Genomic DNA, 23072 nt, shown 5'->3' on the forward strand with positions numbered 1-23072 from the left:
GGTGAGGTCGGCTCGGGACGTGGGTGTCGCCCGGTGAGGTTCGGGGCTCGGAGCTGGGCCGTCCCGGGGCCCGTCCGGCGGCCCCGGCCGGTGTCCGCGGGGCGTGGGTGGGGCCGGCTCGGGACGTGGCGGCCCATCCGGGCCCGTGGTGAGGGGGGCTGCGCCGGCCGTTGGTGGTCGCGGACGGTGTCCGTGGGGCGTGCGTGGGGCCGCTCCGGACCTGGGTGACGCCCGGCGGGGGCGGCGAGGCCCGCTCCGGCGCGGGTCGAGGCGGAGCGCTCGGGCCCGTGGTGGCGCCGGTTGGTGGCCGGTGGGTGTCCGTGGGGTGCGGGTGAGGTCGGCTCGGGACGTGGGTGTCGCCCGGTGAGGTTCGGGGCTCGGAGCTGGGCCGTCCCGGGGCCCGTCCGGCGGCCCCGGCCGGTGTCCGTGGGACGCGGGTGGGGCCGGCTCGGGACGTGGCGCCGCCCGGTCTGGGTGCAGGGGCCGGGGCCCTCCGCCATGGACCGGCGGGGTCGGGGCGGACTCGGTGAGGGGTGGGTGGCCCCGGCCGGTGTCCGTGGGGCGCGGCCGGGGCCGGTTCCCGCCCCGGGGCGTCCCGGGCGGGGGTGCGGGGCGTGGTGGGGGCCGGGGGCTCAGGTGGGCGGGGCGGTGGGTGGCGCAGCGTGGAGGCCGTGGTCCGGAGCCGTCCGGACGGGAGGAGGCCGCCATGCGTCGAGGCGTCCGGCTCGATCGCCGCATCCAGGCCGGTGCCGCACAGCTCTCCCTGGCGGTGCGCAGCGGCGAGGCGTCGTGGGCCGAACTCGGGGCGCGGCTGGACGGGTTCGGGGCCGGCCGGTTCGTCGTGGTGACGGACGGCACGGCGCCCGCCGGTCCGCTGGGCCGGGTCCGCGCACTCGCCGCCGGCCTGGCGCCCACCACCGTGCACGACCTGCGCGACGGACCGCTGCCCGCCGCCCCCGCCGCCCCCGCCGGGGCCGTCGTGGTTGCCGTCGGCGGTGAACGCGCCTGCGGGTACCCGGCCGACGTCCGGGTGCCCACCGACCTGGCCGCCGCGTGCGGTCCGGCACTGGCCCTGCACCGGCCGGTCCCGGCCGCGGCGCTGGCCTGGGTGCCGGCCGACGTGCTCGCCGAGCGCCCCGCCGCGTGGACCCGCGCCGGGATGGTCGCCGTCGTGCGCCACGTGCTCGCCGTCTGCCCGGCCCGCTACTCGACGCTCGCCGCCCTCCTCCACCCCGGCGCGCGCTACGACGAGCCGACGCTCACCGCCCTGCTCGCCCTGTGCGCCGACGCGCGGGCCGCCCTGGTCTGCTTTGACCCCGAGGAGACCGGCCCCGCGCTGGCCCTCGGCTACGGCCGCGGCCTCGCGAGTGCCGTGCGGGCCGTCGCCGGCCCCGCCCTCGCGCCCGGCGACGCCGGGGCGCTGGGCCTGCTGCTCGCCGCCCGGGTGGCGGCGCGGCTCGGGCTGGCGGACGGTGCCACCGGCTGGGCCCACCGGGAGCTGCTGGCCCGCAACGGTTCGGCGACCGCCCTGCCTTGCGGGGTCGACCCGGACCGGCTGACCGCCGCGCTCGCCGCCGCGAGCGCGCCCGGGCTGCTGCTCCTCGCCGAGCTCGGCCGCCCGTACTGCGCCGGTGGCAGGCTGCTGACCCCGGTGGACGGCACGGTGCTGAGGGCCGCGGTCGACGGTCTGGCCGACGGTGCGGGGGCGGGCGTCCCGCGCAGCCGCACCGGCAGCCCGGAGCCCGCCCGGGCCGTCGCGCTGCGGGCCGCCGGACCGGTCCCGGGCACGCCGTGAGGACGCGGGGACCCGGGCCCGGGGGCCGCCCGGGCACCGTCCGGGAGCGGGCCGGGAGAGGGCCGGGAGCGGGACAGGACCCGGCTCCCGTGCGACCGGGACGACAGGCGCCACATCGTGGACAACGGAAGCGGCCCCGTACGGACCGCAGGAGACCAGAAGGAGTTCCCGTCATGCCGGGCACCGTCATCACCGACCTCCGCCGACGCGGCGCCGTCGACCCCAGCCGGGTGCTGACCGGACCGCTGCGCGCCGTCGGACTGCAGTGGCTCGACCCCGGCCGCAGCGTCGAGGTCACCGCCGAGGGCGTCGAGCGCGCCCTGTACATCACGGCCGGCTCGGGCACCGCCACGGTGCCGGGGGCCGAGGCCGACGCCGGGTCCGAGGCCGGGAACGAGCCGTCGGCGGCCGGCGACTCCGGGATCCCGCTGGTCGAGGGCACCGCCGTGACCCTGCCGCTCGGCGCGCGCACCGTGTTCACGGCCGGCACCGCCGGTCTGGAGTTCTTCCACGCGGTGCTCGCCGTGGCCGGCCACCCGGGCCGGGCCCTCGCCCACCCGGCGGCCGACCGGCCGAGCACCGAACGCCCGGTGGACGGCCACCCGGCCGCCGGACGACCGGAGACCGACCACCCCGACGCCGACCACCCCGACGCCGGACATCCCGCCGCCGAACGTCCCACGACCGGCCGCCCCGACCCCCGGCGTCCCGCGACCGGACGCCCCGCGACCGGACGCCCCGCCGCCGGCCGCCCCGACCACCCCGACACCCCTCCGAGCCCGAAGGGAGGCGAGCCCCGGTGATCGTCACCACCGCCACGGCCTCGGCCGCCGTCATCCTCGGCCCGAACGGCGAGCGCGTGCGCCTGCGCTGCCTCGCGCGCCGCTCCATGCTCGCCAGTGCCTGCGAGAGCTTCGACCACCTGCGGCTGAGCCCCGGCGCCCACCACCTGATGCCGGGGCGGCCCGAGACCGAGACCGTCCTGTTCGTGGTGCGCGGCTCCCTGCTCGTCGGCCGGACCGCCGACGAGCCGGACCACCTGGCCGCCGACGGCGATCTGCTGCTGGCGACCCGGGGCCGGGAACTGCTCCTGGAAGCCGGTCCGCTCGGCGCCGAGGTGCTCTGCCTCGCCCTGGCCGCGCCCCGCCGCACCACCGCGACCAGGCGCTCCCTGGCCCGGCGGCGCGCCGAACGGCGGAGCCGGCCGTGACCGGCCCCGCCGCGGCCGCCGCGGCGCGCACCTCCGGCCGCGTCCCGGATCGCACCGAGGCCCCCGCCCGTACGGCGGGGGCCGCCGGTGCCACGGCCGACGCCGCGACCATGGCGGCGCTGCGCTTCGAGGCACCGCACCGGGTCGTGCTCGCCCGGGTGCCCCGGCCCGCGCCGCCGGGGCCGGACGCGGTCACCGTGCGCACCTCCCTGGTCGGCCTCTGCGGCACCGACCTCGAACTCCTCCACGGCACCGCCGCCTACCTGCGCGACGGGCGGGCCCGCTTCCCGCTCGTCCCGGGGCACGAGTGGTGCGGCACGGTCGCCGAAGTCGGCCGTGCGGTCACCGAGTTCGCGCCCGGCGACCGGGTGGTCGGCCACACCATGGTGCACTGCGGCCTGTGCCGGATGTGCCGGCGCGGCCGCCGCCCGCTGTGCGAACGCCTCACCGAGGTCGGCCTCTACGGCCGCCAGGGCGCCGCCGCCGAGTACGTGGTGCTGCCGGAACGCTCGCTGTCCCGGATCCCCGCCCGGGTGCCGGACCGGGCCGCCGTGCTGACCGAACCGGCGGTGACGGTGGTGGCCGGGCTGGAACGGTCCGGGTGCGGGCTCGGCGACCGGGTGGTCGTCCTCGGCACCGGCACCATCGGCCTGCTCGCCGTCCAACTCGCCGCCCGGCTGGGTGAGTCGGTGGACGCGGTGGGCATCGACCCGGCCGGGCGGCGGCTCGCGCTGCGCTGCGGTGCGCGCCGCGCGCTGAGCCCCGAGCAGGCCCGGGCCGCCGGCCCCGGCCGCTACGCGCTCGCGGTCGAGGCGTCGGGTGCGGCGCCGGCGTTCGCGCTCGGCCTCGACCTGCTCGAACCGGGCGGCCGGCTCGTCGTGATCGGCGTGGCCGGCGGCCCGTGCCCGGGCTTCGACCCGGGCCGACTCGCCCTGCGCGGACTGGAGGTGATCGGTGTCCGGCACGGCCTGGACCACTACGACCGCACGCTGCGGCTGTTCCGCGACGGCGTGCTGACGGCCGAGCCGCTGATCGCCGCCGTGCTGCCGCCGGCCGCCGGGCCGGAGGCGTTCCGCTTGCTTGCGGGCGGCCGCAGCGGCCCGCCCAAGGTGCTCCTCGACTTCGGCCGCGTCGGCGACGCGGCGCCCGTCCCTCCCCCCGAAGGAGATCCCGCGTGATCCTCGTACCCGCCGCCGTCCCCCGGACGGCCCCCGCGTTCCGGCGGCTGATCGACCCGCAGCACCTGCCGTCCGCGCACGGCGGTCTGACCGTCGAGACCCTGCCGCCCGGTGTCCGCGTCGAGCACCACCCCTCCCGGGTGGGCGAATCCGTGACGCTGGTGCTCTCCGGCGGGATCCGCTCGGCCGGGCGCGTGCTCGGCCCGGGCGAGGGCCTCTACCACCCGCCCGGCAGCGTCTGCGGACTCACCGCCCTGCCCGGCGCGCCCGCCGCCGTGCTGACCGTCCGGCCGCTCGCGGTGCCCGGCGACCGGCCCGCGCCGCGCCCCCACCCCGTCCCGCTCGCGCCGCCGAGGCCCGGCCTCCGCTCCCACGGCGACGTTCCGGACCCGCCCGCCCCCGACCCGCCCGCCGCGGCGGTGCCCGCCGCACGCAGCAGCGACACCGACGTCGGCGCCAGCACCGGCCCCGGCACCGGCAGCGCGCCGATCGCCGGCTCGGCCGGCATGACGGTGCACTGGCTCGCCACCGACGAGACGGTCGGCGCCCTGCGGCTCACCGTCGCCGCCTCGCGGTTCGGCGCCGGCGGCAGCCACGACCTGCACCGGCACCCGCACGCCGACGAGTTCTTCCTCGTCCTCTCCGGCGGCGGCACCCACCTCACGGAGACCACCGGGATCCCGGTCCGCGCCGGGGACCTGGTGTTCGTCCCGGCCGGTGAGTGGCACGGCTTCCGCACCGGCCCGGCCGGTCCGACCGACGCCCTCTACGGCTACCTGGGCGCGCCGAGCCTCGCCCGGGCCGGCTACCGGGTCCGCCCCGCCGCCGCGGCGGAGGTGACCCGATGAGCGTCCCCGGACCGCACGACCGGCACCCCGACGGCGGTGCGCGGCTGCCCACGGTGGCCGTCGTCACCGGGGCCAGCTCCGGCATCGGCCGGGCCACCGCCGTCGCCCTGGCCCGGGCCGGGCACGCGGTGGCGATCGGCTACCGCACCGACCGCGCCGCCGCCCGCCGGACCGCCGAACTGGCGGGCGGGCGGACCGTGCTGCTGCCGCTGGACCTCGCCGACCCGGCGGGCGCGGCGCGGGCCGTGCACGGCGCCGCCGAGCAGCTCGGCGGCATCGACATCCTGGTCAACTCGGCCGGGATCAACCATCGTTCACCGGCCCTGGAAGAGAACCTGGACGACTGGTGGCGGATCCTCGCGGTGGACCTCACCGGCCCCTTCGCCTGCGCCCAGGCGGCCGCCCGCCGGATGGTCGGCCAGGGGCGCGGCGGGCGGATCGTCAACGTCACCTCCGTCCACGAGTTCACCCCGATCCTGGGCGGCTCCGCCTACTGCGCGGCCAAGGGCGCGCTCGGCGCGCTCACCCGGGTGATGGCCCTGGAGCTGGCGCCGTTCGGGATCACCGTGAACGCGGTGAGCCCCGGCGAGACCGCCACCCGGATGAACGGCGTCGTCGACGACCGCGTCCTCGACGACCGCGCCCTGGACGGCCGTGACCTCGGCGCCCTCGCCCGGCCCGCCATCCCGGTGGGCCGGCCCGGCCGGGCGGCCGAGGTCGCGGCGGCCGTCGTCCACCTGACCGGCCCGGACGCCGGGTACACCACCGGCGTGTCGCTCACCGTCGACGGCGGCCTCAGCCTGATGAGCGCGATCGCCAACCAGCGCGACGCCGCCCACGAACGGGCCCTCCGCCCCGAGCGGCCCGACGGCCCGGAAGCCCCGGAAGCGGAAGCCCCGGAAGCCCCGGAAGCCTCCGGATTCCCGAACGCCCCCGGAAGGAGCGCCCGATGACCGGCATTCCCGGCGCGCGCGCCGTGCACCACGTCGCCTACACCGTCCCCGACCTCGACCAGGCGGTGGCGTTCTTCACCGAGGTGCTCGGCGCCCGCCTGCTCTACCGCCTCGGACCGGTCGCCGCGCCGCCCGGGGACGAGGACTGGATGCACCGCCAACTCGGCGTCCACCGCTCGGCGGTGGCGCACATCGCGATGCTGCGCCTGGGCCCGGTCAGCAACCTGGAGCTGTTCCAGTACACCGCCCCGGGCCAGCGCCGCGAGCAGCCCGCCAACAGCGACTGGGGCGGGCACCACCTCGCGATCGCCGTCGACGACGTGGACCGCGCCGTCGCCCACCTGCGCCGCCGGCCCGGCGTCGAGGTGCTGGGCGAGCCGCAGACGATCGCCGACGGCGGACCGATCGACGGCGACCGCTGGGTGTACTTCCGCGCGCCCTGGGGGCTCCAGCTGGAGGTGCTCGCGATGCCGCCCGGCATGCCCTACGAACGCGCCACCCCCGACCGGCTGTTCGCACCCCCGGGGCCGTGGGACGCCGCCGGCGCGCCGGCGGACGGGACCGGTCCGTCGTGATCGAGACCACCGCCGCCGTGGTGCGCGGCACCGGTGGGCCGTTCCGCCCGGAGACCGTCCGGCTGGACGGCCCCCGCGCGGACGAGGTCCTGGTCCGGATTCGCGCCGTCGGCATCTGCCACACCGACCTGAGCGTGCGGGCCGGCCGCACGCCCGCGCCGCTGCCCGCCGTCCTCGGCCACGAGGGCGCGGGGACCGTCGAGGCGGTCGGCGACGGCGTCACCCGGCTGCGGCCCGGCGACCGCGTCGTGCTGACCTTCGACTCCTGCGGCGCCTGTCCGCCCTGCCGGGCCGGGCTTCCGGTGCGCTGTGACCACTGGGCCGCGCTGAACCTGTTCGGCGGCTTCCGGCTGGACGGCAGCGCCACCGTGCACGGCACGGGCCGCCACCGCGGCGCCACGCTGCACGGCCACTTCTTCGGCCAGTCCTCCTTCGCGGGGCACGCGCTCGCCGACGAGCGCAACGCCGTGCCCGTCACCGGCCCGCCGGTGCCGTTCGAGGTGCTGGCGCCGCTCGGCTGCGGCGTGCAGACCGGCGCGGGCGCCGTCCTCAACGTGCTGCGGCCCGAACCCGGCGACACCCTGGCGGTGTTCGGCGCGGGCGCGGTGGGACTGGCCGCCGTCCTGGCGGCCCGGTCGACCCCGGTGGTGCGGATCGTCGCCGTCGACCTGCGCCCCGAGCGGCTCGCCCTGGCCCGCGAACTCGGGGCCACCGACGTGGTCGACGCGGGCACCGCGGATCCGGTGGCGGCGCTGCGGGACCTCACCGGCGGGCGCGGCGCGCAGCACACGCTGGAGACCAGCGGCAGCGTCCGCGCGCTGCGCCAGGCGGTGGAGGCGCTGGCCGTCGGCGGGACCTGCGGGGTGGTCGGCGCGCCGCCGGCCGGCAGCGAAGTGGGCCTGGACGTCCCCGGGCTGCTCGCCCGGGCGCCCAGGATCGTCGGGGTGAACCAGGGGGCGAGCGTGCCGCAGCGGTTCCTGCCGGTGCTGGTGGACCTGTTCCGGGCGGGACGGCTGCCGGTGGACCGGCTGGTGCGGACGTTCCCGTTCGCGGCGGTCGAGGAGGCGGCCGCGGCGGCGGAGGCGGGGGAGGTGGTGAAGCCGGTGCTGATGCTGCCCTGAGCTGCGCCGATGGCCCGCCGTCGGGTCCGCCGTCCCGTTCTGGGACCGGAACGGGACGGCGGGCCCATGTGCCCGGGGCGTGGCGCCGACCAGAGTGGAGTGCGGAGCGGTTGATCGGCTCGACCGCCCGGAGCTGAAGAATCTGGAGCACCCATCCCATGGCAACGAACACGACCTCGAAGACGCTCGGCGTCGCGTCCGCCATCGTCGGCATCGCCGCGGCGACCGCGGTCATCAGGAGCGCCGTCATCGGCGCGGTGGCCAAGTCGGCTCCCGCGCCGGCGGGCTCCGCCGCGGAACCCGAGCGCCACTGCAAGCCGGGCCAGAAGGACTGCTGAACCGGTCACCCGTGATCGCTTCCGCCGGATCCCTCCCCGGCCCACCCCCGACCCCCCGCCCCCGCTCCCGGTCCTGCCGGAAGCGGGGGCGGGGGGCGTCGTGGTGCGCCGCCGCTCAGGACGCGGGGCCGCGCCGCTGGGAGGGGTGCCGGGGGAGGACGGCCAGCACCCGGGTCCCGCTCTGCTGCGTGAGCCGGGCGATGGTGCAGTGTCCGCCGATCTCGGCCGCCCGGTCCGCCATCGACCGCAGCCCGACCCCGCCGGACGACCCCAGCCGCGCCAGGTCCGTTCCCGCGGGCCCCGGTGCACCCGGGGGGCCCTCCTCGGGCGGCTGCGGGACGCCGAGGCCGATCCCGTCGTCCTGGACGGTCAGCGTCAGGTTCGCGTCGTCCACCCGCATCGTCACCCGGGCGTGCCGGGCGTCGGCGTGCCGCAGCACGTTGTTGAGCGCCTCGGCGGTGATCCGGTACGCGGCCACCTCCACGGCGGCGGGCAGGTCCGGCAGCGGGTCCGGGTGCAGGGCGGCCGTGACGGCGAGCCCGTCGGTGCTGAACGAGGCGGCCAGGTGCTGGACGGCCCGGGTGAGGCCGAACTCGCCGAGCGGCGCCGGCCCGAGCCGGTCGGTGATCCGCCGCACCTCCTTGATCGCCATCGCCAGGTCGTCCGAGATGCCCTGCAGCGTCCGCGCGATCCCCTCGGCCGCCGCCCCGGCGGCCCCACCGGTGCCCGTCCCGCCCGCTGCCCCGCCCGTCCCGCCCGCTGTCCCCGCCGCGCTCCCGGCGGTCCCGGCCGTCCCCGCGCCCGCCGTCCCCGCGCCCGCCGTCGTCTCGGCCGCCGAGGCCGCGTTGTCGACCCGCAGCCGCAGCCCGGCCAGCGCCGGGCCGAGTCCGTCGTGGATGTCCCGCCGCAGGCAGCGCCGCTCCTCCTCGCGCGCGGCGACGATCTGCTCGCGGCTGGCCTGGAGGTCCTCCGCCAGCCGCAGCGAGGCGACGGCCGGCGAGGCCTGGTCGGCCAGCGAGCGCAGGATGTCGGCGTCGCTCGGCTCCAGCTGCTCCTCGCCCGCCCGCAGCCCCACCGTCAACTCCCCGATCACCACGCCGTGGTGGACCAGCTCGAAGCCCCGCACCGGCCCGTCCAGCCGCCCCACCGCCGCGAGCGGCCGGCGCCCGGCCCGGGTGGAGACGGCCAGCGCCACGCCCGGCAGCCTGAGCTCCTCCGCGACGGCCGTGCACAGCGCCGCCGGCAGCCGCTGCGGCTCGACCACCTGCCGGACCTGCCCGGCCAGCGTCCGCAGCACCTGGTAGGGCTGGGCGCGGTCGCCGTAGTAGAGCCGGTCCACCACGCCCACCGCCCACCGGGCGGCCCGCGGCAGACCCGCGCCCAGCGCGAAGACCAGCGCGATCAGCAACAGCGCGGCGGCGCCCCGGCCGGGCACCAGCCACGCGGACAGCACCGCCGCGCACGCCACGAACAGCACGGTGAGCCCGGTGGCGAGCAGCAGCCCGGTCAGGACGGAGCGGGCCGCCCGGTCCAGCCGCCACCCGCCGTCCCGGACCACCAGGAAGGCGACGGCCACCGCCCACACCGCGCCGGCCGCCGTGAACAGCGCGTAGCTCAGCCAGTACTCGTACGCGTAGCGGCGCTCGTAGTACTCCTGCATGCCCGCCCACAGCAGGTAGGCGCCCAGCATCCCGGCCAGGTGCGCGCGCCGCCGGGGCGCGCTGCGCCGCAGCAGCCGCACCAGCAGCACGGTGGCGGCGATGCCGATCAGCAGGTAGTTGGTGGCGTCGTAGAGGCCGCCGACGTGGTCGGCCACGGAGCCGAAGAAGTTCGCGGGCGCGGTGTCGGCGAGCGGGTTGGGGCGGCCGTAGACGGTCGGCCGGTCCAGGAAGGACATCGTGTCCGGGATCACCCAGAGGGTGACGGCGCCGATGTACCACCACCACCGGCGGGTGGTGAGCCGGGCGGCCGGCAGCCAGAGCGGCAGCACGTAGAACAGGGTCACGCTGACGGTGTCGCAGACCGCGCGCACCACCGCGGCGGTGCCCACCAGCCCGGGGTCGGTGACCTGCACCGAGACGGGTGCGGCGACGGCGCTCGGCAGCATGGACGTCAGCGCGTAGAGGAGCATCACCCAACCGAGCGGATTTCCCGGCCGGTGGGCGTGCAGCAGCATGCCCGCCGCCGCCGTCGGCAGGGCGTAGACCAGGATGGCGAGCTGGTCCCGCGGACCCTCCACCCCGGAGGCGCCGAGGTGGACCAGGACGTAGCAGATCCAGAGGGTGGCGACCGCCAGGCAGAGCACGGTGAGCGCGGCGGCGCCGGTGAGCCGCCGCTGGGCGGGCGTCCGGCGTGGCGGAGCCCCGGCCCGCGTGTGCGGCCGGGGGCGGGAGGGGATCACCGTGGTCATGGCACCGCCTAGGGACGGGTGGGGAACGGGCCACCGACGGCCGGTCGCGGGGCCGGGCGCGCTTTGCTCCAGTGTCGGCCGCCCGCCGTCCCGGGCGCATGGGGTCGTGGTCTCGTCCGCCCCGGTCGGGGGACGCCCCCGTCCACGGCCCGTCCGCCGGGCGGGCACCCGCCGTCACCGTCGTCACGCAGAGTCGCGAAGATATCGCTGGTAGTGTCGGCCACGTGGAGGAAAACCAGCCAGCCGAAGAACCGCGGCAGCCGGAGGGCCGGGCGGACGAGGTCCGGGCGGACGAGGAACGGGCGCCCGCACCGGTCCGGGTCCTGATCGTCGACGACCACCCGCTGTTCCGCGAAGGCCTGAAGGCCGCCCTGGAGAGCGCCGAGGGCATCGTCGTCGTCGCCGAGGCCGAACGCGCCGGCGACGTACCGGAGGCGGTCGCCCGCCACCACCCCGACATGGTCGTGATGGACCTCTCGCTCCCGGACGGCTCCGGGCTGGAGGCCACCCGGCGGCTCTCCGCCGGCCAGCCGGCCCCGCCGGTGCTGATGCTCACCATGGCGGACGACGACGGCAGCCTGCTCGCCGCCCTCCAGGCCGGGGCCCGCGGCTACCTGGTGAAGGGCGCGGGCCGCGAGGAGGTGCTGCACGCGGTGCGCACCGTCGCGGCGGGCGGAGCGGTCTTCGGCGCGGACGTCGCCGAACGGATCACCACCCTGCTCGCCGGGGCCCGGGTGCGGGAGGCCGGCCAGCTCTTCCCGGCGCTCACCGCCCGCGAGGCCGAGGTCCTCGACCTGGTGGCGCGCGGACTGGACAACCGCCGGATCGCCCGGGAGCTGGTGGTCGCGGAGAAGACGGTCCGCAACCACGTCACCCACATCTTCGAGAAGCTGCACGTCGCGACCCGCGCCGAGGCCGTCGCCCGGGCCCGCGACATGGGACTCGGCGACGGCTGACCGCTCCGCGGGCACCCCGCCGCCACCCCCCGGGCCGGCCGGGCCGGGGCCGGGACCGGACCGTCGTCCCGCGCCGCCGGGACGGCGGGACCCGCAGGATGCGGGGGAGGAGGCCCTCATCATGAGCGAACCGGCCGCGACCCCGGCCACCGCCGTGGCCCGGCACACCGCCGGCCCGGCCACCCGGCCCGCCCGCCCGCCCGGCCCGGCGGGCTCGTCCGCCACCACGGCGCCCCCGGCGCCGCACCCGGCCGCGCCCCGGCGCGCCGTCCTCGGCCCGGCGGCCTGGGTCTGCGTCGCGACCCTGCTCAGCGGGCTCGGCTGGGTCCTGCTCGCCGTCACCCACCCGAACGCCCCGTGGACCGCCCCGTTCTACCTCCACGACGGCGAGACCGTCCTGCTGGGCTTCGCCTTCGCGCTCTCCGGGCTGCTCGTCCTCGCCCACCGCGCCGCACCCGCCCCCGACGGCGCCGCCCCGGCCCCCGCCGCCGCGCCGGCCGGCCGCAGCCTCGGCCGCTGCCTGCTCGCCGCCGGCCTCGGCGGCTGCCTGTCCCGCTTCGTCCTCCTCGCCGCCGCGGTCACCGACGCCGGACCGGCGGCGAAGGCCCTCGGCGCGGCCCTGCTGCTGGCCTCCGTCGCCCTGTTCATCTTCGTCTCGCTCGCCCTCCCGCTCTGGCTGCCCGAGGGGCGGCTGCCCGGCGGACCGGGCCGGGCCTTCGTCGCGGCCATCGCGCTGTGGAGCGCCGTGCACGCGTGCGCCGTCCGCCTGCGCAGCCCGCTGCCCTACCACGGCGACGTCCTGCTGCCGCCCGGGCGCGGACTGCCGCTGGACGAATGGCACGCCACCCTGGTCGCCTGGGGCCTGGTCGCCGCCAGCCTGGCCGTCGCCGCCGTCCGCTGGCGGCGCTCCGCCCGGCCGCACCGCAGCGTGACCGCCGTCCTGGTGCCCTACCTGGTCTGGCTGGTCACCACCAACATCGCGCTGCGGCTCGGCAGCTCGGAGAGCGTCGCGGCGGTCGCCTACTTCGCCGGCTCCGCGCTGTGGATGCTCGGCGCGGTCGGCTACGCCTTCACCCGCGACCGCTCCCGCTACCTCGACCGGGCGACCCGCCGGATGCTCAGCGTCCTCGCCCTCACCGCCCTGCTGATCGCCGGCTACCTCGGCGTCGCGCTGCTGCTGCGCCGCGCCGTGCCGCAGGCCAGCAGCGCCCCCGCGCAGCTGCTCGCCGCCGCGGCGCTGGCCATCGGAGGCCTGCTCGGGCCCACCACCCGCTGGGTGGTGCGGGCCGTCGACCGCTTCTACTACGGCGACCGCGCCCGCCCCTACCAGGTGGTGCGGGCGCTCGCGGAACGGCTGAGCCGCGCCGTCAGCCCCGCCGACGCGCCGCCGCTGCTCTGCGACACCGTGGTGACCGCCCTCGGCCTGCCCGGCGCCCGGGTCGTGCTGCACACCCGCACCGGCCCGCACGAGCTCGCCTCCGTCGGCACCCTGGGGCCCGCCAGTCAGGTCTTCCCGCTCAGCTACGAGGGCGCGGTGATCGGGGACCTCTACGCGCCCCCGCGCACCGGGCAGCCCGAACTCGACGCCCAGGACCACGAGGTGCTGCGCTTCCTCGCCGACCAGGCCGCGCCCGCGATCGCCTCGCTGCGGATGTACGAGGAGCTCCAGCGCGGGCGGCGGCAGATCGTGCTGGCCCGGGAGGAGGAGCGCCGGCGCCTGCGGCACGATCTGCACGACGGCCTCGGCCCGACCCTGTCGGGCCTGCGGCTCGGCGTCGACACCGCGCGGGCCGCCGTGCCCGAGGACTCCCCGGCGGCCCGCTCGCTGATCGCGGTGTCGGCCGGGATCGGGCAGGCGATCGACGAACTGCGCCGGATCACCGAGGGGCTGGCGCCCGCCGCGCTGGCGGGGGAGGGGCTCGCGGTGGCGCTGCGGCGGCTGGTCGCGGAGCTGGACGGGGCGCGGGTGAGGATCTCCCTGGTGCTGGACCCGGACCCGCCGCCCGCGCTGCCGGCCGCCGTCGAGGTGGCGGCGCTGCGGATCAGCGGCGAGGCGCTGCACAACGTGCTGCGCCACTCGGGGGCCGGGCGGGCCCGGTTGACGCTGCGGGTGCGTCCGGAGGCGGTGGTGCTGGAGGTCTGGGACGACGGCCGCGGCTTCCACGCGGGGGGCGGGGGAGGCGCCGGGGCCGTCCGGCGGGCCGGTTCGGGCGTCGGGCTGCGGTCGATGGCCGAGCGGGCCGAGGAGCTGGGCGGCCGGTTCGAGACGGGCAACCACGACGGCGGCGCCGTCGTCCGGGCCGTGCTGCCCCGCACGCCCGAGCTGCCGCCGGTCGACGCCTGACCGCCGCCGCCTGACCGCCGACGGCTGACGGATATCGGCCGTCGCCGCTCCGCCGCCCCTTGACGGGGACCTCGCTTCGCCCAATCATCATGGTCGCGTCAACTTTTCCGCGCGGCCGGTGGCCCCACGCCCCCTCAGTACCCCCCTGCCGCCCGCGAAGTGGCGCGCTTCCGTTCTGCCCCACCGGATACCGGAGCCCCCATTGACCGAGCGCGCCCCGCGGCGATCCCGCCTGCGCCGAACCGCCCTGTCCGCCGCTGCCGCCGTCACCCTCGCGGCCGCCTTCCTCGTCCCCGCCGCCTCGGCGGCCCCCGCCCCGGCCGGCGCCCCCGCCGCGCCGACGGTGGCCGCCGCCCCCGACATCCCGGTCGCCAACGTCAAGGCGCACCTGGCCCAGCTCCAGTCGATAGCCACCGCCAACGGCGGCAACCGCGCCCACGGCCGCACCGGCTACAAGGCCTCGATCGACTACGTGAAGGGCAAGCTGGACGCGGCCGGCTACACCACCACCCTGCTGACCTTCAGCTACAACGGATCGACCGGCTACAACCTGATCGCCGACTGGCCGGGCGGCGACACCTCGCACGTGGTGATGGCCGGCGCCCACCTCGACTCCGTCAGCGGCGGCCCGGGCATCAACGACAACGGCTCCGGCTCGGCCGGCGTCCTGGAGACCGCGCTCGCCGTCTCGCGGGCCGGCCTCAAGCCCACCAAGCACCTGCGGTTCGGCTGGTGGGGCGCCGAGGAGTACGGCATGGTCGGCTCCAAGAACTACGTCAACGGCCTCGGTGCCACCGAGCGTTCGAAGATCGAGACCTACCTCAACTTCGACATGATCGGCTCGCCCAACCCCGGCTACTTCACCTACCGCTACGACAGCGCGCTCGACGCCCTGTTCCGCGACTACTTCGCCGGCCTGGGCATCAGCACCGAGCAGGACTTCGAGGGCGACGGCCGCTCCGACCACGCCCCGTTCCAGAACGCCGGCATCCGCGTCGGCGGCCTGTTCAGCGGCGCCGACTACACCAAGACCAGCGCCCAGGCCGCCAAGTGGGGCGGGACGGCGGGCCAGCCCTTCGACCGCTGCTACCACTCCTCCTGCGACACCAGCGCCAACATCAACGACACCGCGCTGGACCGGATGAGCGACGCCATCGCGCACGCGATCTGGACCCTCGCGGCCGGCAGCACCACCCCGCCCACCGGCACCGTCTTCGAGAACACCGCCGACGTCCAGATCCCCGACTACGGCTCGGCCGTGACCTCCGAGATCACCGTCACCGGCCGCACCGGCAACGCCCCGGCCGCGCTCCAGGTCGGCGTGGACATCAAGCACACCTTCCGCGGCGACCTCGTCATCGACCTGGTCGCGCCGAACGGCACCGCCTTCCGCCTCAAGTCCTCCAGCAGCGACTCCGCGGCGAATGTGCAGACCACGTACACCGTGAACGCCTCCGCCGTGCCGGCCAACGGCACCTGGAAGCTCAAGGTGCAGGACGCCGGCCCGCAGGACACCGGCTACATCGACAGCTGGAAGCTCACCTTCTGACGACGCGCCGGAACGCTCCGGGGGCGCCGGTCCGCCGTGCGGCCGACGCCCCCGGAGGTCCGCCTACGGGGCCATCTCGTACGCGCCGGAGAGCGCCTCGACCATGCCCCACACCTTCGCCGCCCGTGCGCCGTCCGCGACCGGGCGGCGCACGTGCGCCAGGGCCCACGCCGCCTGGGCCTCACTGGTGGACGCCTTGCCGTGCAGCTCGGTGGCGTGCGCGGAGAAGTCCCGCACCAGCGCGTCGAAGACCTGGTCCAGCAGGTCCGCGTCCAGCCCGGTGAGCGCGGCCTGCTCCAGCACCAGCTGCCCGTAGACGATCAGCGCGAACAGCTGGCCGATCTCCAGCAGGAAGTCGAGGTCCGCCTGCTGCTCCGTGCCCGGTGCGTGGTTCAGCAGCAACTCGCAGAAGCCGTCGGCCTGTTCGCGGAACCGGGCGACGTTCGGCAGGTGGCCGTGGGCGTCGTAGGCGGCCCGCCAGTCGTGGAAGCGGATCGCGCCCAGGCCGCGGGCCGGGCCCTGCCGGAACAGGAAGGCGTCGTCGGCGGCGTCCTGCCGGGTCGGCACCGGGGCGTACTCGGCCGGGTCGAACAGGTAGTTCGCCATGAACTTGAGGATCAGCGCCAGGTTGACGTGGACGGTGCCCTCCAGCTTCGGCAGGCCGCGGATGTCCTTGGCGGCCTTGTCGAAGTAGGTGTCCGCCTCGAAGCCCTTGGCCGCGATGACGTCCCACATGAGGTCGATGACCTTCTCGCCCTCGGTGGTGACCTTCATCTTGGTCATCGGGTTGAAGAGCAGGTAGCGGCGGTCCTCGGGGGAGGCGGTGCGGAAGTAGTCCACCGCCCGCGCGGAGAACAGCTTCATCGCCACCAGCCGCGCGTAGGCGTCGGTCAACTCGCGGCGCACGTGCGGGAAGTCGGTGACCGGCTTGCCGTACAGCACCCGGTTGCGGGCGTGCGTCACGGCCTCGTACATGGCGTGCTCGCAGATGCCGACCGAGGCGGTGCACAGGTTGAACTTGCCGACGTTCACGGTGTTCAGCGCGGCGTCGAAGGCCGCCTTGCCGGTGTGCAGCACGTCCTCGGCGCGGACCGGGTACTCCTCCAGCCGGAACTCGCTGACGTACATCTGGGCGTTGACCACGTTCTTCACCAGGTGGTACGCCTCGTGGCGGCTGTCGGCGGCGAAGAAGACGTAGCCCTCCGGCCCCTCGACGTCCGAGCGGCGGCCGAAGACCGAGACCAGCCCGGCGACGTTGCCGTTGCCGATGTAGTACTTGGACCCGGTGGCGGTGAAGCCGCCCTCGCCGTCCGGGGTGAGGATCATGTCGGTCGAGTAGATGTCGGCGCCGTGGCCGCGCTCGGAGAGGCCGAACGCCATGACGTGGCCCTCCGTCAGGAGTCGGGCGGCGCGCGCCCGGACGGCCTCGTTCTCGCTCTGCCACACCGGGCCCAGGCCCAGGATGGTGACCTGCCAGGTGTACCAGTAGCCGAGGCCGTAGAAGCCGAGGATCTCGTTCAGCTCGGCGATCCGGGCGGTGTCCCAGCGCTTGGCCGGATCGGCGGCGGAGGGCGTCAGGAACTCGGCGAACAGGCCTTCCTTCGCGGCGAAGTCGAGGAAGTCGCCGTACCAGGCGCGGTCGACGTAGGTGTCGATCAGCGCCTTCTTTCCACGCGATTCGAACCAGTCGACGGTCGCGCGCAGCAGCCGGCGGGTCGGCTCGTCGAACTGCGCGGGGTCGTAGGTGCGCGGGTTGAAGAGCATCGCGGGCTCCCGGGGGTCGAGGGTGAGGGTGAGGGGTGGGGGGGGAGAGGGGGTCAGCGGCCCGGGGCGTCCGGGCCGCCGGCCAGCTCGCGCAGGGTGGCGAGCACGTCGTCGAGCCAGGCGATCGTCATCCGCTCGTACTCGATGCCGCCGCGCAGCACCACGTGCTGGAGCCGCTGCTGGGCGTCGAGCGCGGCCGGGGCCGGGTCCGGGCCGGCGGCCCCGGGGCCGGTGGTGTCCGGTTCGCCGGCGCCCGGGAAGTCGCGCCGCTCGCCGTGCAGGTAGCGGGCGAGCAGGGCGGCGTGGCCCTCCCGGTGGCGCTCGACCTCGGGGATCAGCGCGGCCGGGTCGTCGAAGGCCGCCGCCCGGATCCGGACGGCCAGCTCGTGCCGGACGGTCTCCGGCTCGACGGGCTCACGCAGCCAGGCGGCGAGGGCCGCACGGCCGGGCGGGGCCGCCGAGTACACCTTCTTGTCCGGCCGGCCGTCCTGGGCGACCTCCTCGGCGCGGACCCAGCCGTCCGCCTCCATCCGCCGCAGCACCCGGTAGATCTGCTGGTGGGTGGCGGTCCAGAAGCGGCCGATGGACCGGTCGAAGCGCCGGGCCAGCTCGTAGCCGGAGCCGGGCCGTTCCAGCAGCGAGACGAGGATCGCGTGCTCCAGTGCCATGGGCGGCATCCTGCTATGCAACGAATTGCATAGGCAAGGGCGGCGGGTGGCGGTGAGACGGAGCTCACCCGCCGCAGCGGCGTGGGCGCGGAAGGGTAACCGCCCAGGTCAAAAGGTGCAAAACGGTCGAACGGCGCCAGAATGGTACTGGGCTAGAGCCCTCCATGTTCGCAACCTAGGAGGTGGTATCGGTGTCGACCCAAGCGCCGATGGGCATGGAGCACCATCCGGACATCGTCGAACTCCGGGAGCACTACGAGCGGGTCACCCTGACCCCGCGGGCCCAGGCCGTCGAGGCCCTGGCCGTTCTGGCCGGTCTGTTCCTGGCGGCTTCGCCGTGGATCGTCGGCTTCACCGCGTTCAACACGCTCACCGTCACCTGCCTGATCGTCGGCATCGCCTACTGCGTGCTGATGGCCGGCTACGGCTCGGCGTACGAGCGCACCCACGCACGGGCCTGGGCGGCGACCCTGCTCGGCGCGTGGACGATCATCTCCCCGTGGGCCGTCTCCGGCGAGGCGGACCGGGGCCGGAACATCATCACCTGCCTGATCGCGGGCGCCGTGATGTTCCTGCTGGGGCTCGCCGCCATCTCGATGGCGACGATGACGTCGAACGGAGCAGCGATGCGGCGCGGCCGGGCCGGCCGGGCCAGGGGCTGACGGTCACCGCGAGCCCGACACCCGGGGCGCGGACGGCGGCGCCGCCGTCCGCGCCCCGGGCGCGACCCCGTCCGGCGGCTACGGCCGGGTCATCCGCAGCACGTCCAGCGCCTCGTCCAGCTGCTCCACCGTGAGCCGCCCCTGCTCGACGTAGCCGCGCTCCAGCACCACCTGACGGATGGTCTTGCGCTCGGCGAGCGCCTGCTTGGCGACCTTGGCGGCCTCCTCGTAGCCGATGTACCGGTTCAGCGGCGTCACCACCGACGGCGAGGACTCCGCGTACTCCCGGGCCCGCTCGGCGTTGGCCGTGATCCCGTCCACCGCGCGGTCGGCCAGCAGCCGGGCGCCGGCGGCGAGCAGCCGGACCGACTCCAGGACGTTGCGGGCGATCACCGGCAGCATCACGTTGAGCTCGAAGTTGCCGCTCGCCCCGGCCACCGTGACGGTGGCGTCGTTGCCGATCACCTGGGCCGCGACCATCAGCACCACCTCGGGCATTACGGGGTTCACCTTGCCCGGCATGATCGAGGAGCCGGGCTGGAGGTCCGGCAGGTTCAGCTCGCCGAGACCGGTGCGCGGCCCCGAGCCCATCCACCGCAGGTCGTTCGCGATCTTGGTGAAGCCGACGGCGACGGTGCGCAGCTGGCCGCTCAGCTCGACCAGGCCGTCCCGCGCGCCCTGTGCCTCGAAGTGGTCGCGGGCCTCGGTCAGCGGCAGCCCGGTGGTGCGGGCGACCTCCTCGATCACCGCCGCCGCGAACCCGGGCGGGGTGTTGATGCCGGTGCCCACCGCGGTACCGCCCAGCGGCAGTTCGGCGACCCGGGGGAGGGTGGCGAGCAGCCGCTCCCGCCCGTGCCGCACCTGCGCCGCGTAGCCGCCGAACTCCTGGCCGAGGGTGACGGGCGTGGCGTCCATCAGATGGGTGCGCCCCGCCTTGACGACGTCCGCGAACTCCGCCGCCTTGCGTTCCAGCGCCTCCGCCAGGTGCTCCAGCGCCGGGATCAGCTCCTGGCTGACGGCGGCGGTGGCGGCGATGTGGATCGAGGACGGGAAGACGTCGTTGGACGACTGGCTGGCGTTGACGTGGTCGTTGGGGTGGACCGGGCGGCCGAGGCGCTCGCCGGCCAGGGTGGCGATCACCTCGTTGGTGTTCATGTTGGACGAGGTGCCCGAACCGGTCTGGAAGACGTCCACCGGGAACTCGGCGTCCCAGCGCCCGGCCGCCACCTCCTCGGCGGCGGAGGCGATCGCGGCGGCGGTCTCCTCGTCCAGCACGCCGAGCCGGGCGTTGACCCGCGCGGCGGCGGCCTTGATCCGGGCCAGCGCGGCGATGTGCGCCCGCTCCAGGCGCTGGCCGGACACCGGGAAGTTCTCCACCGCCCGCTGCGTCTGCGCCTGCCACTTCGCCCCGGCCGGCACCCGGACCTCGCCCATCGAGTCGTGCTCGATCCGGTAGTCGCCGGTCATCTGCTCGTCACCCATCGTGCGCTGCACCTCCTGAACGGTCCCGGCCGGTGCGGGGCCCCTTCGGGCCCGGGGTCCCCGCTCCCGGCCGGGTACGGCTTCCGCACACCACAGCCGCGCGCGGGCCCCGGGTATTTCCGGGCCGGTACCGGTGCCGGTGCCCGCCACCCGCGTCCGGAGAAGTGGCGGGCGTCCGAGGTGCGTGCCAGGCGTCGCCCGGCAGGCGGGGGTTTGAAGACGACCCCCTAGCCCAGGACGGCGGTCACGACCTCGTCCGGTGCCGTGCCCGCCCTGGCGACCTCGGTGCCGTCCGGCGCCCAGACGCCCGAGCCGCCGGAGGTCGCGGCGAACTCGCCGCTCGGCCCGGCGGCGGTGGCCAGCACCACCCAGAGGCCGTTGTCCGCCGCGCGCGCGGGGTACCGGGCCTCCTTGGTGGCCAGGGCCTCGGCGCCCGCCCCGTACAGCGTGGAGGCGACGTAGGCGTCGGCGCCGAGCGCGGCCAGCCGCCGGGCGTGCCCGGGGTCGGCGGCGTCCGCGCAGATCGCCAGGCCCAGCCGCCGGCCGTCCAGCTCCAGGACGGACGGCCGGTCGGCGGCGGTGAAGCGGTCGGACTCGCGCCCGTAGAGGTTGGTCTTGCGGCAGACCACCGTGGCGCCCGCGCCGGTGACGGCGAGCGTGGCGATGTACGCGCGGCCGTCGGCCGCGGCCACCGGTGCGCCGACGAGGGCGGTGGCGCCGGTCCCGGCGCAGGTGGCGACCAGGGGCGCGAGCCGTTCGTCGGACGGGTCGACGGCGGGCGCGGCCAGGTCGTAGCCGGTCAGCGAGAACTCCGGGAACACCACCAGGCGCACCGCCCCGGCCGCGCGGACCGCGGCGGCGTGCCGCTCGACGTTGACCGCGACGGTCTCGGGCCGCCCCGAGGGGTGGCAGGCGGGCTGGGCGACGGCGACGGCCAGGGGAGCGGGCGCGGGCACGGCGGGGCCTCCGGGGGTGAGCGGGCGCGGGTGCGCGGGGGTGACCGGCGGTGGCGATCACGATCAACCTATGAGCCCACCGGCGACCCGGCAAGGTTCACCCGTTCGGGTGCAGGTGAGGGGCGCCGCCGCCCGGCGGCCCGTCAGACGTGCTCCATCACGATCACCGCGAGGGTGCCGGGCGCCAGGGCCCGGAACACGTGCGGCACGTCGCCGGGGTAGCTGACGTAGTCGCCCGGGCCCAGTTCGACGGGCGCCTGCGTCGGACCGGCCAGCGCCCGGCCGGCGCCCAGCAGCACGTGCTCGACGGTGCCCGGCATGTGCGGGTCGGAGGCCCGGGTCTCGCCCGGCTCGGCGTCGATCCGGTAGATGTCGCGCCGGGCGTTCGGCGGGCAGGAGGCGAGCAGGGTCGCGGCGTAGTCGGCCCGCTCCGAGTGGGTGACCGGACCCTCGCCGGCCCGCACCACCCGGACCACCGGGCGGGGCGGGTCGACCAGCCGGCTGAACGGCACGTCCAGGGCCACGCCGAGCGCCCAGAGCGTCTCGACGCTCGGATTGCCGGCGCCCGACTCCAGCTGCGAGAGCGTCGATTTGGCGATCCCCGCCCGCCGGGCCAGCTCGGCCATCGACAGCCCGGCGCGCTCGCGCTCGCGCCGGATCGAGGCCGCGATCAGCTCGATCAGTTCGCCCCCCGAGGGGCCCGCGCCGTTGTTGCCACTCATCCGCGTTCGCTCCACCCTGCCAGGCGTTCGCCTTGACGAACGACCCCTGTTGCGTTCACTCTACTGGACATGCGTTCGCTCCTCCGAACCCTCGAACGCGCCACCCTGCGCGACATCGCCCTGGTCTGCCTCGCGGACGCCCTGGTCGGCGCCTCGTTCGGGGCGATCTCCGTCTCCGGCGGCCTCCCGCTCTGGGTGCCCGTCGCCATGTCCGTGCTGGTCTTCGCCGGAGGCTCGCAGTTCGCCGCGGTCGGCATCGTGCTCTCCGGCGGCGGCCCGCTCGCCGCCGTCGTCACCGGTGTCGTCCTCAACGCCCGCCTGCTGCCCTTCGGCTTCACCGTCACCGACGTCCTGGACGGCCCCCGGTGGCGCCGGCTGCTCGGCGCCCAGCTGCTGACCGACGAGTCCGCCGCGTTCACCCTGATGCAGTCCGAGCCCCGGCGGCGCCGGGCCGCGTACTGGATCAGCGGCCTGGCCCTGTTCGTGATCTGGAACGTCTCCGTCGTGGTCGGCGCGGCCGCCGGCGGGCTGATCGGCGACACCGACGCCCTCGGCCTGGACGCCGCGTTCCCCGCCGTGCTGCTCGCCCTCGTCCTGCCCGCGCTCGGCGAGCGCCGCACCCGCACCGCCGCCCTGGCCGGCGCCGCCGCCGCGGTGGCCGCCACCCCGTACGTCCCGGCGGGCCTGCCGGTGCTGCTCGCGCTCGCCGGCCTGCTGTTCGCCGCCCGCCCGGCCACCCCGGCCACCCCGGCCGCTCCTGACACACCTGACGCTCCTGACGCACCGACGGCCGGGGCGCCCGGAGCCGGCCACGAGGAAGCCGGGGCCGCCCCCGGCCGTGCCGTGCGCCTCGCCGAGGAGGTCCGCTGATGCCCCTGACCGCCATCCTGCTGCTCGCCGCCGGCACCTACGCCTTCCGGGTCGCCGGACCGCTGCTCGGCGACCGCCTCACCGTCTCCGACCGCCTGCGCCACCTGCTCACCGTCTCCGCCGCCGTGCTGCTGGTCGCCCTGGTGGCCACCGGCGCGCTCACCCAGGGCCACGGCTTCGCCGGCTGGGCCCGGCCGGCCGGCGTCCTGGTCGCGGGCCTGCTCGCGGTGCGCCGCGCGCCGTTCCCGCTGGTGGTCGTCGCGGCCGCCGCGACCACCGCGCTGCTCCGCCTCTGCGGCGTCTCCTGACCACCCGCCGGGCGGCCGCGCCCCGCCGTTCAGCCGGCCCCGCCCCCGGCCTCCGTGAGCCGGTCGCGCTGCACCTCGGGCCGCTCGCTGTCCCACAGCAGCTCCCACACCGTGAACACGCAGTGGTAGTCCCGCATGCTCCCCTCGGTGATCAGCAGGTAGTCGTCGCCGTCCCGCAGCAGCCGGCGCCGCCGCCCGTTGAACGGGTGCTGCGGGGTGTACCCGGGCACGATCCGCCGCAGCTCGGCGAGCGCGTCCTCCCGGCCGCCCTCCACCTCGGCGAGCACCTTGGGACCCCAGATCCGGTTCTCCCCGATGCCCTCGGTCTCCTGCACGACCACGGCCCACCGGCCCACGGTCCAC

At 76.7% G+C, this 23072-nt stretch carries 22 protein-coding genes; 15 read left to right on the forward strand and 7 right to left on the reverse strand.

The genetic code is table 11. From position 1 onward, the window contains the following. Positions 1-706 precede the first annotated feature (706 nt). The 9 genes from ACFVVL_RS06845 to ACFVVL_RS06885 all read left to right on the forward strand — a co-directional run bounded on the left by ACFVVL_RS06845 (position 707) and on the right by ACFVVL_RS06885 (position 8018). Positions 707-1795, forward strand: a complete 1089-nt coding sequence (locus tag ACFVVL_RS06845; RefSeq protein WP_387671809.1) for a hypothetical protein — start codon at positions 707-709, stop codon at positions 1793-1795. A gap of 173 nt (positions 1796-1968) precedes the next feature. Next, a complete protein-coding gene (locus tag ACFVVL_RS06850) occupies positions 1969-2598 on the forward strand; it encodes a hypothetical protein (protein ID WP_387671811.1) in 630 nt (209 codons plus the stop codon). Then, positions 2595-3005 (forward strand): hypothetical protein, encoded by a 411-nt coding sequence (locus tag ACFVVL_RS06855; protein ID WP_387671813.1) that lies wholly within the window; start codon positions 2595-2597, stop codon positions 3003-3005. The genes ACFVVL_RS06850 and ACFVVL_RS06855 overlap by 4 nt, the downstream gene beginning before the upstream one ends. Next, the gene (locus ACFVVL_RS06860; protein WP_387671815.1) at positions 3002-4183 is read left to right on the forward strand and encodes a zinc-binding dehydrogenase; all 1182 of its coding nucleotides are present in this window, start codon (positions 3002-3004) and stop codon (positions 4181-4183) included. The genes ACFVVL_RS06855 and ACFVVL_RS06860 overlap by 4 nt, the downstream gene beginning before the upstream one ends. Then, entirely contained in the window at positions 4180-5031 is an 852-nt protein-coding gene (locus ACFVVL_RS06865) for a cupin domain-containing protein (protein WP_387671817.1), read from the forward strand. Before ACFVVL_RS06860 ends, ACFVVL_RS06865 begins: the two co-directional genes overlap by 4 nt. Then, a complete protein-coding gene (locus ACFVVL_RS06870) occupies positions 5028-5984 on the forward strand; it encodes an SDR family oxidoreductase (protein WP_387671819.1) in 957 nt (318 codons plus the stop codon). The genes ACFVVL_RS06865 and ACFVVL_RS06870 overlap by 4 nt, the downstream gene beginning before the upstream one ends. After that, on the forward strand, positions 5981-6559 hold the full coding sequence (locus ACFVVL_RS06875) for a VOC family protein (RefSeq protein ID WP_387671821.1): 579 nt from the start codon (positions 5981-5983) through the stop codon (positions 6557-6559). Before ACFVVL_RS06870 ends, ACFVVL_RS06875 begins: the two co-directional genes overlap by 4 nt. Then, entirely contained in the window at positions 6556-7680 is a 1125-nt protein-coding gene (locus tag ACFVVL_RS06880) for an NAD(P)-dependent alcohol dehydrogenase (protein WP_387671823.1), read from the forward strand. The genes ACFVVL_RS06875 and ACFVVL_RS06880 overlap by 4 nt, the downstream gene beginning before the upstream one ends. 158 nt (positions 7681-7838) lie before the next feature. Continuing rightward, a complete protein-coding gene (locus ACFVVL_RS06885; protein WP_387671825.1) occupies positions 7839-8018 on the forward strand; it encodes a hypothetical protein in 180 nt (59 codons plus the stop codon). Positions 8019-8133: 115 nt separating this feature from the next. Here the strand turns inward: ACFVVL_RS06885 and ACFVVL_RS06890 are convergent, their stop codons facing one another. After that, entirely contained in the window at positions 8134-10428 is a 2295-nt protein-coding gene (locus tag ACFVVL_RS06890; RefSeq protein WP_387671827.1) for a sensor histidine kinase, read from the reverse strand. Between the two features lie 323 nt (positions 10429-10751). On the opposite strand from ACFVVL_RS06890, the gene ACFVVL_RS06895 reads away from it, so the two are divergent. The 3 genes from ACFVVL_RS06895 (at position 10752) to ACFVVL_RS06905 (ending at position 15277) form a co-directional block, all read left to right on the forward strand. After that, the gene (locus ACFVVL_RS06895) at positions 10752-11384 is read left to right on the forward strand and encodes a response regulator (RefSeq protein WP_380289667.1); all 633 of its coding nucleotides are present in this window, start codon (positions 10752-10754) and stop codon (positions 11382-11384) included. A gap of 121 nt (positions 11385-11505) precedes the next feature. Then, complete coding sequence (locus ACFVVL_RS06900) at positions 11506-13728, forward strand: histidine kinase (RefSeq protein WP_380422662.1); 2223 nt, start codon at positions 11506-11508, stop codon at positions 13726-13728. A gap of 202 nt (positions 13729-13930) precedes the next feature. Then, a complete protein-coding gene (locus ACFVVL_RS06905) occupies positions 13931-15277 on the forward strand; it encodes a M28 family metallopeptidase (protein ID WP_387671829.1) in 1347 nt (448 codons plus the stop codon). Positions 15278-15340: 63 nt separating this feature from the next. Here the strand turns inward: ACFVVL_RS06905 and ACFVVL_RS06910 are convergent, their stop codons facing one another. Together ACFVVL_RS06910 and ACFVVL_RS06915 are read right to left on the reverse strand one after the other, a co-directional pair. Then, positions 15341-17041, reverse strand: coding sequence for an acyl-CoA dehydrogenase family protein (locus ACFVVL_RS06910; protein ID WP_387671831.1), 1701 nt, complete (start codon positions 17039-17041; stop codon positions 15341-15343). A 53-nt stretch (positions 17042-17094) separates the two neighbouring features. Next, complete coding sequence (locus ACFVVL_RS06915) at positions 17095-17709, reverse strand: PadR family transcriptional regulator (protein WP_387671833.1); 615 nt, start codon at positions 17707-17709, stop codon at positions 17095-17097. A gap of 191 nt (positions 17710-17900) precedes the next feature. On the opposite strand from ACFVVL_RS06915, the gene ACFVVL_RS06920 reads away from it, so the two are divergent. Continuing rightward, positions 17901-18371, forward strand: a complete 471-nt coding sequence (locus tag ACFVVL_RS06920) for an SPW repeat protein (protein WP_380296153.1) — start codon at positions 17901-17903, stop codon at positions 18369-18371. A 78-nt stretch (positions 18372-18449) separates the two neighbouring features. On the opposite strand, the gene ACFVVL_RS06925 is transcribed toward ACFVVL_RS06920, so the two are convergent. From ACFVVL_RS06925 to ACFVVL_RS06935, 3 genes are all read right to left on the reverse strand, one after another. Next, positions 18450-19853, reverse strand: a complete 1404-nt coding sequence (locus tag ACFVVL_RS06925; RefSeq protein WP_387672208.1) for a class II fumarate hydratase — start codon at positions 19851-19853, stop codon at positions 18450-18452. 227 nt (positions 19854-20080) lie between these two features. Beyond that, the gene (locus ACFVVL_RS06930) at positions 20081-20809 is read right to left on the reverse strand and encodes a carbon-nitrogen hydrolase family protein (RefSeq protein WP_387671835.1); all 729 of its coding nucleotides are present in this window, start codon (positions 20807-20809) and stop codon (positions 20081-20083) included. Between the two features lie 143 nt (positions 20810-20952). Next, on the reverse strand, positions 20953-21531 hold the full coding sequence (locus ACFVVL_RS06935) for a helix-turn-helix domain-containing protein (protein WP_387671837.1): 579 nt from the start codon (positions 21529-21531) through the stop codon (positions 20953-20955). 69 nt (positions 21532-21600) lie between these two features. Between ACFVVL_RS06935 and ACFVVL_RS06940 the strand changes: the two genes are divergently transcribed. Both ACFVVL_RS06940 and ACFVVL_RS06945 read left to right on the forward strand, forming a co-directional pair. Further along, positions 21601-22401, forward strand: coding sequence for an AzlC family ABC transporter permease (locus tag ACFVVL_RS06940; RefSeq protein ID WP_387671839.1), 801 nt, complete (start codon positions 21601-21603; stop codon positions 22399-22401). Beyond that, positions 22401-22709 (forward strand): AzlD domain-containing protein, encoded by a 309-nt coding sequence (locus tag ACFVVL_RS06945; RefSeq protein WP_380296146.1) that lies wholly within the window; start codon positions 22401-22403, stop codon positions 22707-22709. Before ACFVVL_RS06940 ends, ACFVVL_RS06945 begins: the two co-directional genes overlap by 1 nt. Positions 22710-22738: 29 nt before the next feature. Here ACFVVL_RS06945 and ACFVVL_RS06950 read toward each other — a convergent pair whose 3' ends face one another. After that, positions 22739-23065 carry a hypothetical protein gene (locus ACFVVL_RS06950; RefSeq protein ID WP_387671841.1) on the reverse strand — a complete coding sequence of 109 codons (327 nt, stop codon included), beginning with the start codon at positions 23063-23065 and terminating at the stop codon, positions 22739-22741. Positions 23066-23072 lie beyond the last annotated feature (7 nt).

Origin of the sequence: Kitasatospora sp. NPDC058115 (assembly GCF_042884635.1) — a bacterium.
In the GTDB taxonomy this organism is placed as follows: domain Bacteria; phylum Actinomycetota; class Actinomycetes; order Streptomycetales; family Streptomycetaceae; genus Kitasatospora.